The sequence below is a fragment of the Flavobacterium panacagri genome, from assembly GCF_030378165.1.
Taxonomy (GTDB): Bacteria; Bacteroidota; Bacteroidia; order Flavobacteriales; family Flavobacteriaceae; genus Flavobacterium; species Flavobacterium panacagri.
On sequence record NZ_CP119766.1, the window covers coordinates 4526211 to 4539667 of the forward strand.

General features: G+C 36.3%; 13 protein-coding genes. 9 read left to right on the forward strand and 4 right to left on the reverse strand.

What is annotated here, in order from left to right:
- Positions 1–19: 19 nt before the first annotated feature.
- The 4 genes from P2W65_RS19585 (at position 20) to P2W65_RS19600 (ending at position 2905) form a co-directional block, all read left to right on the forward strand.
- Positions 20–913: an FAD:protein FMN transferase gene (locus P2W65_RS19585; protein ID WP_317047875.1), complete on the forward strand. Its 894-nt coding sequence runs from the start codon at positions 20–22 to the stop codon at positions 911–913.
- On the forward strand, positions 910–1143 hold the full coding sequence (locus tag P2W65_RS19590) for a DUF4266 domain-containing protein (protein ID WP_109193305.1): 234 nt from the start codon (positions 910–912) through the stop codon (positions 1141–1143). The genes P2W65_RS19585 and P2W65_RS19590 overlap by 4 nt, the downstream gene beginning before the upstream one ends.
- Positions 1144–1161: 18 nt before the next feature.
- Positions 1162–2346: a DUF3570 domain-containing protein gene (locus P2W65_RS19595; protein ID WP_109193304.1), complete on the forward strand. Its 1185-nt coding sequence runs from the start codon at positions 1162–1164 to the stop codon at positions 2344–2346.
- An 88-nt stretch (positions 2347–2434) separates the two neighbouring features.
- The gene (locus P2W65_RS19600; protein ID WP_289660310.1) at positions 2435–2905 is read left to right on the forward strand and encodes a hypothetical protein; all 471 of its coding nucleotides are present in this window, start codon (positions 2435–2437) and stop codon (positions 2903–2905) included.
- Between the two features lie 456 nt (positions 2906–3361).
- Here the strand turns inward: P2W65_RS19600 and P2W65_RS19605 are convergent, their stop codons facing one another.
- Positions 3362–3592 carry a hypothetical protein gene (locus P2W65_RS19605; protein WP_111290896.1) on the reverse strand — a complete coding sequence of 77 codons (231 nt, stop codon included), beginning with the start codon at positions 3590–3592 and terminating at the stop codon, positions 3362–3364.
- 446 nt (positions 3593–4038) lie between these two features.
- On the opposite strand from P2W65_RS19605, the gene P2W65_RS19610 reads away from it, so the two are divergent.
- The 3 genes from P2W65_RS19610 to P2W65_RS19620 are packed head-to-tail and all read left to right on the forward strand — an operon-like array spanning position 4039 to position 7438.
- Positions 4039–5709, forward strand: coding sequence for a PAS domain-containing sensor histidine kinase (locus P2W65_RS19610; protein ID WP_289660313.1), 1671 nt, complete (start codon positions 4039–4041; stop codon positions 5707–5709).
- 12 nt (positions 5710–5721) lie between these two features.
- Positions 5722–6162, forward strand: coding sequence for a response regulator (locus tag P2W65_RS19615; RefSeq protein WP_109194853.1), 441 nt, complete (start codon positions 5722–5724; stop codon positions 6160–6162).
- 40 nt (positions 6163–6202) lie between these two features.
- Complete coding sequence (locus P2W65_RS19620) at positions 6203–7438, forward strand: sensor histidine kinase (RefSeq protein ID WP_289660317.1); 1236 nt, start codon at positions 6203–6205, stop codon at positions 7436–7438.
- Between the two features lie 170 nt (positions 7439–7608).
- Here the strand turns inward: P2W65_RS19620 and P2W65_RS19625 are convergent, their stop codons facing one another.
- From P2W65_RS19625 to P2W65_RS19635, 3 genes are all read right to left on the reverse strand, one after another.
- Positions 7609–8715: a PepSY-associated TM helix domain-containing protein gene (locus P2W65_RS19625; RefSeq protein WP_111290890.1), complete on the reverse strand. Its 1107-nt coding sequence runs from the start codon at positions 8713–8715 to the stop codon at positions 7609–7611.
- Between the two features lie 21 nt (positions 8716–8736).
- Entirely contained in the window at positions 8737–10869 is a 2133-nt protein-coding gene (locus P2W65_RS19630; RefSeq protein WP_278021739.1) for a TonB-dependent siderophore receptor, read from the reverse strand.
- Positions 10870–10975: 106 nt separating this feature from the next.
- Entirely contained in the window at positions 10976–11353 is a 378-nt protein-coding gene (locus P2W65_RS19635; protein ID WP_236673041.1) for a hypothetical protein, read from the reverse strand.
- 665 nt (positions 11354–12018) lie between these two features.
- Between P2W65_RS19635 and P2W65_RS19640 the strand changes: the two genes are divergently transcribed.
- Together P2W65_RS19640 and P2W65_RS19645 are read left to right on the forward strand one after the other, a co-directional pair.
- Positions 12019–12549, forward strand: a complete 531-nt coding sequence (locus P2W65_RS19640; protein ID WP_109193296.1) for an RNA polymerase sigma factor — start codon at positions 12019–12021, stop codon at positions 12547–12549.
- Positions 12549–13337, forward strand: a complete 789-nt coding sequence (locus tag P2W65_RS19645; RefSeq protein WP_289660324.1) for an anti-sigma factor — start codon at positions 12549–12551, stop codon at positions 13335–13337. The genes P2W65_RS19640 and P2W65_RS19645 overlap by 1 nt, the downstream gene beginning before the upstream one ends.
- The last annotated feature ends 120 nt before the right edge of the window (positions 13338–13457 follow it).

Consider the following 13457-nt stretch of genomic DNA (forward strand, 5'->3'; position numbering starts at 1 on the left):
TTCCGAGTCCCTAAAACTCATGGGGAACAGCTTTACCATAACAGTTGTTGCTGAAAATGAAAAAACAGGAAATGAGAATATTGCACTTGCCACCCAGGAAATCAAACGGATTGAAAAACTTTTGACTACCTATAAACAGGACAGCCAGACCAATCTGATCAATGATAACGCAGGAATAGCACCCGTTAAAGTAGATTTGGAGGTTTTTAATCTTATTGAAAGATCTATCGGAATTTCGAGAATCACACAAGGTGCATTTGATATTTCTTATGGAAGTATCGACAAAAGTCTGTGGAATTTTGACAAATCCATGACCAGTCTTCCTGATGCCCAGACCGCTCTCAAAATGGTACACCTTATTGATTACCGAAATATTATACTTGACAGGGAAAATACAACAGTATTTCTAAAAGAAAAAGGAATGCGGATTGGTTTTGGAGGTATCGGAAAAGGATATGCTGCCGAGATGGCAAAACAAATTCTTATAAAACATAATGTACAGAGCGGCATAATTAATGCCAGCGGAGATCTTTCGGCATGGGGACTGCAGCCCAACGGCAAAAAATGGACCATCGGTGTGGCTGATCCTGACTCGCCAAATGCGGCATTCTCCTATATGGAAATCTCAAATAAGGCGGTGGCAACCTCGGGCAATTATGAAAAATTCGTGACCATTAACGGAAAAAAATATTCGCATACCATTGACCCAAAAACAGGACTTCCGATATCGGGAATAAAAAGCGTGACCATTATCGCCTCAAATGCAGAATTTGCAGATGCTATGGCAACTCCTATAGCGGTAATGGGGATTAAAGCAGGCTTGTTTTTAATAGATCAGATACCGGATCTATTTTGTATTATAATTGACGACAACAACAAAATTTACACTTCTAAAAACATTAACCTGAAATGAAAAAGCCAAGGCAAAAAAATCTCGTGCTTTTATGCAGTATTGCTTTAACAGGCATTCTTCTCACATCCTGCACCTCTGTAAAGGAATACCAGAAAGGAAAAATCAACGATTCTGAAATGGTACTTTCCAACAGGAAAATAGAAAAGACAGAACTTAGTTTTCAATCCTACCGTGAGGGAGCTTCCGGGGCCAATTCAGGAAAAAGCGGCGGCGGCTGCGGCTGTAACTAATTTTCATACGATCAAAAAATGAAAAGAATATTCATTACAGGATTTGCATTATTGGCATTATTTCAGGCAAGGGCGCAGAATGTCCCGGCCGATTCTACCAGTTATAAAAGCAATAAATTAAAATTGGAAGAAGTTAATCTGGTTTCGAGCTATTATAAACAAGACGGAAACAATTCAGCCGTTACGGGTGGAATCGGTTCTGAGCATCTAACTGATATTGCCAATACCATTGATGTTAAGCTGGTAAAATACGGCCAGACCGGAATCAAGCATACCTTTGATATTGAAGCCGGTATTGACCATTATACCTCTGCTTCATCAGATATGATTGACCTGAGCGCTAATTCATCTGCATCGTCTTCAGACAACCGCTTCTACCCTTCTTTGACCTACCTTAGGGAAAATGAAGAAAAAGGAAGAACGCTTGGAATCGGCGTTTCATCATCAACGGAATTTGATTACCAGTCTTTTGGAGGAAATATTGCCTTCTCGCAGAAAACAAAAGACAGAAACGGGGAATTCACGGCCAAATTCCAGACCTTTATAGATCAGCTCAAATTAATTGAGCCCGTTGAACTTCGTGCTCCGGGAAGTGAAGGTTATGAAAGTGCTAACAGAAATACTTTTGCAGGGACTTTGAGCTACTCCCAGGTTGTAAACAAAAACCTGCAGCTAATGCTTGTAGGGGACGTCATCAGCCAGAATGGCTATTTAAGTCTTCCTTTTCACAGGGTTTATTTTGCTGACGGCTCTGTCCATCAGGAAAAAATGCCCGATACAAGACTTAAAATCCCATTGGGAATAAGGGCCAGTTATTTCTTGGGAGATAACGTAATTATTCGCGCTTATTACAGATATTATACCGATGACTGGAGCCTGAAAGCACATACGGCTGACCTTGAAATTCCTGTAAAATTAACACAGGCGTTTTCTGTGAGTCCGTTCTACAGGTATTATACACAGACAGGAACGAAATATTTTAAACCGTACGGCGAACACACCGCTTCTGATGAATATTATACCAGCAACTATGATTTGTCTAAGTTTGACAGCAGTTTCTTTGGGATGGGAATGAAATTCACACCTCTTAATGGAATTTTTGGGCTCAAGCATTGGAATACGCTGGAGATTCGTTATGGGCATTATACCAGAACTACCAATATGACTTCTGATATTATCAGCATCAACATAAAATATAAATAACACATAATCAAACAAGTGTAATGGATATGAATTTACGGCATGTTTATTGTTTTTATCCAAATATAATAATGAATTTAAAAGTAAAATCATGAAAACTTTAAAATATTTTTTGATCGGGGTATTATTCCTTTCATTTGGTTACGCTCAGGCTCAGGTATCAGTAAATGTAAACATAGGAACACCTCCTGCCTGGGGACCTGCCGCTTATGCGGATGCCCGTTATTATTATCTGCCGGATCTTGAAACCTATTACGATGTAAGCACGTCCAATTATGTTTATCTCAGTAACGGAAAATGGGTGCGAACCAGATCACTTCCCTCTGCCTATCGAAACTATGATCTTTATAATGAATATAAAGTAGTACTGACTGATTACAGAGGAGACAGGCCTTACGACAGCTTTAAATCCCATAAAGTAAAATATGCAAAGGGCTATAAAGGAAAACCTCAAAAAACAATAGGACAAAAGCCAGGAAAAGGAAACAATAAAGATAAAAGCCACCATGATAATGGAAACCATAATGGAAATGGCAAGGGAAAAGGAAATGGTAAACATTAATTTAAAAGAGGCTTTGGGGAGCCTCTTTTTTTATCTTCAAAGAGCAGCCAATACCTCATATTTTAAAATATAATCCATAAAAGCTATTCAATCAGTCTATTTTACAGATCAGTTTTAAAACGGCTGCAATGATTTAGATTCATAAAAAAAGGGTTCATGACTTAATTTAAGTACAATGAACCCTTTCCATGAAACAGATGTTAATTTACAAATAAATCAGAAAGGAATTGATATTTATAACTGACTTTTATTCAAAAATAATAAGCACTATTACAATAGAATTAAGGTCCTTTGTAACTAACTTAAATTTACACGTATTTTATACAATTTTTATGGACAGCTCGAATTTAATTTGTTAGATCTAAACTTGCGAAAGTACCATTGATTTCTTTCATTACTTCAGTGAAAGCTGAGTGAACTTAATTCTGTCTTTAAAATTAAAAATAGTTGAAACACTTATGCTTTCATTGATTTTATTGTGCTTAAGGAAAGATAAAAGTCATTTTTTTTTACAGTATTCTTAGGGCCAACAAATGAAAATTTAAGTTTCTGTTGCACATCTGGATCTTTAGAAATTTCCCTCATTTCATCATCCATCCCTGAAGTTAAAGGCACTATGCCAGTTTTGCCATTCACCATATTTTTAATCATCAGGATCGGTGAGAACAGCAAGAGTTCAGCTTCCATACTTTTCGAAAAGAAAAATCCAAATCAAATGACTTTGCACATTACTATTATATGTTCATCAATGTTTAGAAAGCATTTTACATCAATCCCCAATAGTCTTAATGTAGCTTTATTAAAGATTTAATCTAAGCTGATCTATGATTCGAAGTCACTCTAAGTTTATAGGTATTTTTCTCTCTTGATTTATGGTAATTTTTTGACATTAATTCCAGTTCAGATTTATAGCTGTAATTACCATTAATCTAATTATAATAAATATCTAAATTATATGCATTATAGCCGCTGCCTAAGATATTAACTTGTATAACCATTTTATTTACCTATATTCGCTTAGTATAAAAATTACCTCATTTACCATCAAGGTATACGTTCTAAATAATTATTAAAATATAGGTGCTTTTCCAGCAAATTACTGCCGTTATTTTTCAAATAAAACATCGCTTACTATGAGCATTAAAGAAAAAAATGGTATTAAGGAAGTAGTGCTTTCTGATGAAAATAATTCAGAGAATAAGGTACATCCCACAGGAGAAAAGTTACCACTTCAGAAAATCAAAATATCAAAAAAAGCAGTTCAGCCTTTTAGCAACAGCATTAAAGCCGAATTTCACAATAAGCAAATAGAACCTGAAATTTTAGCACTTAAAGAACAACTTGATGCAAATGAACAGTATTTGTTAAATCTAACAAATGCTATAAACACCACAAACGCATCTGTTGAGTTCGATATGGATGGCAATATTTTAAATGCCAATAAAAATTTCCTCAAAATTATGGGCTACACTGCAAAAGATTTGCTGGGAAAGCATCATAGTCTTTTAGTTGATCCCTCCTATTCAAAATCAAATGCGTATCAGTTTTTTTGGAACAGCCTGAAAAAAGGTATTCATCAAAGGGACGAATTTATCCTGACGGAGAAAAACGGCAAATTAATATGGTTTTCGGGCAGTTATAATCCTATTTTCAATACTCAAGGGAAACCTTATAAGGTCTTAAAAATAGCAACAGACATAACACTTTCCAAAACACAATTTTTACAGCTGGCTGTCCAAGCTCAGGAAAAGGAAAAAAGATCATCTGAGTTAGTTATTGCAAATAAAGAACTTGCTTTTCAAAATAAGGAAAAGGAAGACCGTGCTGCAGAATTAATCATTGCAAATAAAGAATTAAAATTTCAGAATGAACAAAAAGAAAAACGAGCAGAAGAATTAATTAACGCCAATAAAGAACTGGCTATTCAGAGTATTGAAAAAGAAAAACGTGCTGCTGAACTTATAATAGCCAACAAAAAACTTGCTTCAGAAAAGATTTTGAAAGAGAAAAGAAAAGTGGAAAAGCTAAAAAGGGCTGCAGAATTAATAGTTAAAAACAGAGAACTTGCCTATCAGGAAAAGCGAAGCAGTGAACTGACCCTGGCTAATGATGAACTAAAAAAAGCGCAGGAAGAACTGGGATCATTTTCTTACTCAGTTTCACATGATCTGCGTGCACCTATTCGGGCGATTAACGGTTATACACAAATACTGATAGAGGATCATGCAGATTCAATAGATGATGATGGAAAAAAAATCATCCAAGCCATAGTCAACAACTCCAATAAAATGGGAATATTGATCGATGACCTGCTTGCTTTCAGCAAATTAGGACGCAAAGAGGTCTCATCTAGCAATATAAATATGACCTCACTAGTAAATGGAGTCATAAATGATATAACATTTGAAAAAGGTGAAAATACACCCATTTTTGAAATTGAAGAACTTGCCCCAGCAAATGGAGATTCCTCACTGATCAAACAGGTTTGGATCAATCTAATCTCTAATGCTATAAAATATTCAAAATACAAGCCAGAGATAAAAATCAAAATAGCATCAACGTTGCAAGACCACAAAATCATCTACAGTATAAAAGATTGGGGTGCAGGATTCGATATGGCTTATTATGATAAATTGTTTGGCGTTTTCCAGCGTCTGCACTCGCAGGAAGAATTTACAGGAACAGGCATTGGACTGGCGATTGTGCAAAAAATTGTCAGCCGGCATTCGGGAGCAGTTTGGGCAGAATCAAAACTAGATGAAGGTGCTGAATTTTACTTCAGCCTGCCGAATATTAAACATTAAAAAAACAAAAAAATGGATTACGAAGATATTGAAATTTTATTTGCCGAAGACAGCATGGAAGATGCTATGCTGACCGTGCGCGCTCTTAATAAAAGCGGCTTTACAAACAAACTCCTGCATGTCAAGGATGGCGCCGAAGCGCTTGATTTTCTGTACTGCAGGGGAATCTATTCAAAGAGAAATCCAAAATTACATCCCAAACTTCTTCTCTTGGATTTAAAAATGCCCAAGATGTCAGGAATGCAGGTATTGGAAAAAGTCAAAAGCGATGATGCGCTTAAATCTATTCCAATAGTCATTCTTACCTCTTCCCAGGAAGATCCGGACATTGCAGAATGTTATAGTCTTGGTGCTAACAGTTACATTGTAAAACCTGTAGACAGCAACAACTTTTTTAATGCAATAAAAGAACTTGGGATGTATTGGATGATCCTGAGCCAGCCTGCTAATTAAGGATTTAACTTATATTCCTAAAACTATGATTCTATAGTAAATGAAAAAAGATATTAGAGCATTGATATTAGAAGACAATACTTCTGATGCAGATTTATTAATCCGTCACTTGAGAAAATCAGGGGTGTCGTTTGTAACAAAAATAGTCGATTCAAGAAATGTTTTTGAAGAATCTCTTGATACATTTTTGCCCGATATTATCCTATCAGATTATACGCTGCCTTCATTTGATGCTGTTTCTGCGTTTAAAATAGTAAAAGACAGGAGCCTTAATATACCCTTTGTCATAATTTCAGGTACTATTGGGGAAGAAAATGCTGTCATGCTTATAAAAGAAGGTGTTACGGATTATGTTTCCAAAAATAATTTCTCATCCCTGATCCAAAAAATAAATCGTGCCCTGAAAGAAGCAGAAGAATTAGTTCAGAAAGAAGAGCTTATTGAAAAACTAAAAATACAGACTGCAGCACTGCTTAAGGCAAATCAGGAACTCGAACTCCAAAATGCGGAGAAGGAAAAAAGAGCAATTGAGCTATTGAATGCAAATAAAGAACTGCTTGCTTTTAATTTTATCTCAAGCCATGACCTGCAGGAACCGCTGCGAAAAATTCAGACTTTCATTTCCATTATAATGGAAAAAGAGATCAACACGATGACTGAGGCGGGAAAAAACAATTTGAAACGCATACATGTCTCGGCAACAAGAATGAGACAGCTTATTGAAGATTTACTGGAATTTTCAAAAGTGAGTGTACTGGAACATCCCTATGAAGTGAGTGATTTGAGTGCTGTAATCGAAGATATTAAATCAGAATTTTCAGATGCAATTGATCAAAAAAAAGCTGTTTTTAAAATAAACGGATTAGTGCCTGCCTATATAAGGCCATTCCAATTTCGCCAGCTTATCTATAACCTGATATCAAACTCCTTAAAGTTCTCTATACCTGATATTGAACTTCATATTACCATACAATCTACTATACTTAAGTACAGTGAATTCAAGCTGCTTAATCTGCCAGGTAGTACGCAGGTTTGTGACTATTGGAATCTTACTTTTAAAGATAATGGAATTGGCTTTGAAGCTCAATACAACGAGACTGTCTTTATCATATTTCAAAGACTCCATCACATTGAGGAATATCCCGGAACGGGAATTGGTCTGGCTATTGTAAAGAAAATTGTAGAAAATCATAATGGAATTATAACCGCTGATGGTAATTTAAACAAGGGCGTTTTATTCAACATTTATATCCCAGTAATTAAACAAAAATTTTAAATTTATATTTAATTTTAGCCTTAGAAATCTATTAGATAATAAGGAAAATGGCATTGCACGCTATTTGTTCAATTATCGTATTAGTGCATGTAAGAGCATTAAAAACATTTTTAAACTCATAGCAGGAGCCCCATTTAAACGAGTTTTAAAATCACAAAACAGGCATTTTATTATTTGTGTTTTTTAGATATTTCTTTTCTGCCTTTTCTTTTCCAAAGAATAAATCCCGTAATAGAAAGTATTGCAGGACTGAATCCGGCAATTACATACAAAATTTTTATCCAAAAACTGTCATAATCCCCCCTGTGAAGCTGTTTCATGATCCAATAAAACCGGTCGGAAAATGATTTTTCTTCAATGCGTATGGTTTTGATCCAAGTTCCGTTATCACTGTCATAATAAACGTCGCTGCCTTTACCAAAATACAGCGGGTTTTGTGTATCAGAAAACTCACCGCTTACTATAATATCCGTTTTTTTATCAGCAGCTATTTTTACGGCAATTGGATTGAAATTTGGAATTTCCCGGGCATGTTTTATCACCTGGTCAATATTTGCCCTTGTCCGATAATTCTGTTCTTTCTTAGAAATTAATTCCCATTCAGAAGGTAAAAAAAGACTTTTATTCATCCAGAAACCTGTAAAAAAAAGAATAAAATTAAGCAACAGGGTCCAGACACCAATAATCCTGTGCAGCGAAGAATAAAGGGTTCTGGAAGATTTACGATTTAACTTCTCTTTAAAAACAAGTACAGCAAATATCTTTTTGCGATAAATGATCACACCTGTAATTAAGTTTAAAATTAATGCAATGGCCGCAATGGCCGTTATAAGCCTGCCTGGTTTATCAATTAAAAGGGAATAATGCGCAGCATACAGCCAGCGGAAAAAAGGCGATTGTAAAGAGCTAAAACTGCCTTCTGCTACAATTTTTCCAGAATAAGGGTCTACCATACAGCAATAGAGATAATTATCGCTGACATTATCCTGATAATTAAAAATCATAAATTCATAGGTGTCGCAGCTATTTCTGGGAAAAGTCTGCAGCATGATCTGCCGCGCCTGGGGATACCTCTCAGAGACTTTATGATACATCTGGTTTAATGAAATGGTTTTACTGCCCTTTACACAGCAATGCATTGGCGGATTATTGAAATACTCAATCTCTTTTTTAAAAACCAATAAAGCGCCCGAAATTCCAAAAAACAGATACAGTACCCCGAAAAACAATCCGAGGCAGCTGTGCAGTTTAAATGAGGTCTTTGTAATTTTTTTCAATGGAAGTTCTGAATTACAGCATTACAATTTTAATTTCAAAGATAAAATCACCTGGCGAAGGGTTCCCGGAGTAACCATACCACGGCCGCCATACCAATAATGTTCGTTGAGCAGGTTATTGGCAGAAAGTGAAAATACATAACGGGTTTTCTCAAAACTCAGCACCGAGTTGATTACCGTATAAGGATTCGTATAAAAAGAGCCATTGATATTATTGATCATCAGATCTTTACCATAATGACTGCCGCCTATACCTAATGAAAAGCCATTTAAAGCTTTTGACTGCGGAGCGTAATTCACGTACCAGGTTCCGGAAAGTTTGGGACCGGCATCTACAGGCCTTAGCCCTTGAGTAAGTGCATCGGAAACAATAAGTTTACTGTCATTATAAGCAAAACCAGCATGCAAAAACAGTCCTTTCATCGGATTTGATTCTAAATCTGCTTCAAAACCTTTACTGCGCTGCTCGCCATCCTGCAGATAGGAAGCCGTATCATTTGGATTTTGTCTTACCGCATTGGTTAGATCAATATTATAATAGCTCAAAACGGCATCCAACAGGTTCTTTTTCAGGGAAACTTTAACTCCCGATTCCCACTGGTTTCCATAAACGGGCTGGAAATTGGTCATCTGCCCGTTTACCGACTGCGGTGCCTGCGGCTGAAAACCATTCATATAATTAGCAAATAATGCTATTCTTTCAGGGATAATCTGGTAATTGATTCCCAATTTCGGAGAAACAGCCGTTTGTGTGTAATCCCCGGTAGTTGTCGCTGTTAATAAATCCTCAGTCCCTTTGTTATTGATGTAATTGATTCGGGCACTAAGCATTACACTTAAATTCTCCAAAGGGTTGATAACGTCTGAAATATATAGGGAATAATGATCCTGAATTGCCTTATAATTCTCTCCATAGGGTTTTAAGGCCAATTGACCGGAAATGTATTCATTATTAAAATTAGCATTCTCAGGATCTGTCCCAGCAGCTGAAACTTTAGTAAAATTCATAGATTTACTGGCAATCCCATAGAGATAATGATAGTATTCAACCCCCGCAATCAGCCGGTTTTTCACACTGCCAATTTTGAAATTCCCCACAAAATCCTGCTGGATCTGCTGGCTGGTAATGTTTTCCGGATACATTCTGTACACTCTTCGCGTCACATTCTGGCTGTTATCATCTAATCTTAATCGGATGTAATCGCCCGGAGTTTTATTATTGACTGAAATTAAATTGGTTTCCGATTTCCAATTCTCTGAAAGCCTGTAAATGACTTTTCCGTAAATATTTACTGCCTTATTATTGAGTGTAAGTGAGTTGTCATTGAAAGAACGGTAATAATCCAAATGGAGTTCATCTGCTGATTTAGCAGTCCCCAAAGCCACCTGGTAAAGCGGATTGTTGGTAGCGGTTTTGTTTAAAATTTCGGCATCAAGCTGAATATTTAAATCATCGCTGATTTTATAAGAAATACTTGGAGCTAAAAAAAATGTTTTTGAAAAACCCTGGTCCTGAAAAGTATCATTGTAGTTATAAGCGCCGGTTAAACGGGCAAGAACCTTTCCATCTTTGTCAAGAGGTGTATTGATATCAAGAGTTGCACGTTGCAGATTGTAAGATCCGCCCATTACAGTAATGTCAGCAAAAGTGGTCTGTTGTGGTTTTAGGGTAACCCGATTAATTAGTCCTCCAAAAGTAATCATAGTTGCGCCGCCTCCGCCAAAAATTACAGCGCTTGGTCCTTTAATTACTTCTAACTGGGCGATGTTTGCCGGATCCATATCAGAGGCCACATAACCGTTTACGCCATTTCTGAAGCTTGATCGGGTACGAAATCCCCGGATGGAATAATAAGGTGAAATTCCTGCCCAGCTGGGCGCAACACCTGTGGCATTTTTGAGCATTTCGCCTTGAGTGAAAAAATTTCTGTTTTTAATAAGCTGCGGTGAGACCGAAGCGGTCACCTGAGGATTTTCCAGGTTCTTGAGTGGCAATTTAGAAGCCAGTTCACTGGAAACATCTTTGGACTTTCTGACTCCTTCAATAATCACCTCGTCCATTAAGGTATATTTGCCCGATATGCTGTCTTTTTTTTGCGCATAGATTTGTAGTGAAGCCGTCAAAGCTGCCGCAAAAAATAGTACTTTTTTCATTTTGTAATTTTTATATAATTTTAATTTTATTAAAGTGCAAGCAATCTTTCATTGTTATACAACAATGAAAAATTATTCCAATAGGAATTGCAATGGAAATTATAATTTATATAAAAAGAGAAGGGGGACGGAAAGTCTCTGTTAAAACAGAAACAGGCTTATTGTCGAATCTAGCCGAAAAGCCAGCTTTGATTTCAATAGGTTCTAATAATTTGAAAGTCTTATTTGAAGTGTTTAAAATGTAAACCAACTCTGTTTTTTCTTTAAGGTTGTTCTGCATTTTCTTTTCGTTGTCGTCGTATTTCTTTAGACTTTTTTGAAGTTCACAGCGTCCGTTACAGGTATTAAAAACCATTTTTCGCTGTACGCAGATTGTTTTTACAATTTCTTGCTGCTCTAGTTTAAAAGATACATAAACAAAAACACTGCCAAATGATGGCACTAAAATAATGCAGCCAAGCAATACGATTAGATACTTTTTCAAAGTTATTGTTTTGTTTATGGAGCGCAAAAGTACTCTTTTTTGTTTTTATCTTAAATAAAGTTCTTGTTTTCTTTACCAAAAAACACCACTTTGTCTATTTATAATACTTGGGATTAAAACGGTTCTCTCATACCTGTTTTTTTTAACATAATTCAAGGTGTTAACATTAAAAAGTTAATCTAATAAAGAACAATTGCATAACCATAATAATGCGACCGTCAAGACATAATTGAAGATCAATTGTCGTGGCAATGTCACGACAATCTTACCCAATAAATAGGTTGTTTTTTTCATTTTACATCAATCCTTAACAGGATAACTAAACCAAATTTGTAAAGCCACTGAATTTCCCGCTCTCGTTTTTTCAAATATAACTGTTGCTTCACTAAAGCAAAAAATTGGTTTGTTTCCGAATTGTCTTTTTAACTTTTTAGCCCCGATAGCAGTGGAAATCCTTTTTCGGCGGGGTTCGGCGCAAAAGATTGGAACGTATAGCGGGAAGAGCTCCTAAAAATTCTTCAGTATAACCCCACGAAAATTGGCATTTTGAAAGTGATATCCTTTATTTCTGCTTTTGGGCCAGTTACGTAAAAAATAAATTACCTTTATCCGGCATTACCACTTTCTAAGAAATCAAAATTTATTTAAGCTTTAAATCCAATCCTATGAGCCAAGAAGAATTATTGGTATTAATCCGCAAAAAAGATGAAAGGGCTTTCACCCATCTCTATGATATGTATTCAAAAAGCTTGTTTTCGGTCATAAATGTTCTGGTAAAAAACCGCGAAGAAGCCGAAGATGTCCTGCAGGAAGTCTTTGTAAAAATCTGGAAAAACATCGATAGCTACAGCGAAAGCAAGGGCCGGTTCTACACTTGGATCCTTAATATTGCAAGGAATACATCTATTGACAAGCTGCGATCCAAAAATTTCAACAACACCCAAAAAAACCTTTCTTCGGATAATTTCGTAAATCTGTTAGATGACAGTAATAAATTAGCTAATAAACTAGATGCAATTGGCATTCAGGAGTTCGTTAAAAAACTGAAACCAAAATGTATCGAGATTATTGATCTGCTATTCTTTAAGGGATATACCCAGCAGGAAGCTTCAGAAGAATTAGCTATACCTTTGGGAACTGTAAAGACACAAAACAGAAACTGTATCAACGATTTAAGAAATTATTTAAAGATATAATGGAAGATAAGCAATATATTGAATCAGGCATTTTAGAACTTTACGTTTACGGCCTGCTGACAGAAAAAGAGAACCTGGAAATTGCCGAACTGGCCAGAGAAAACCCTGAGATTGAAAGTGAAATCATTTCTATAGAAAAAGCTGTTTCAGCCTTATCATCAAGCTTCTCACCTTTCCATTCGGCTGCCAATTTCGAGAAAACAAAAGCGCGTTTAGAGCTTAAACATACTAAAGTTGTCGATATAAAACCAGCATCAAAACGTCCGCAGTACCTGGGCTGGGCGGCTGCAGTATTATTATTGTTAGGTTTTGGATATCAGACTTTAGAACTGGCAAAATCCAAACAGGCAGTCTCTGAGGCTGGAGGGGAAAAAAATAAAATTGAAAGAGAATATGCTATTTTAGACCAGCAGAATAAACAGACTGAGAAAAATCTGAGCATTGTGAGAGACATTAAAAATACAAGCGTTACTCTGGGCGGACAATCAGTATCTCCGGCATCATTTGCAAAAGTGTACTGGAACAAAGAAACAAAAACGACTTATATCGACGCGGCAGGTCTGCCAAACCCTCCAAAAGGAATGGTTTACCAGGTTTGGTCTTTAAAACTAAGTCCGGTGCTTACCCCGACAAGTATTGGTCTGCTGGATAATTTTGAAGAAAACTCTCAAAAAATCTTCGCTGTAAGCCAAACCGATTCAGCTGAAGCTTTTGGCATCACGCTGGAACCTGCAGGGGGAAGCCTCACACCTACAATGGAACAGCTTTATACTTTAGGAAAAGTCTAATTCCATAAAAAGACCTAAATAAAAAGCGCATATTGATCCTGTTCAATATGCGCTTTTTGGGATTCAATACTGCACTCTGGCGGAACTTTACACAACCCCCTTAGCCATAGTAAAAAAGCT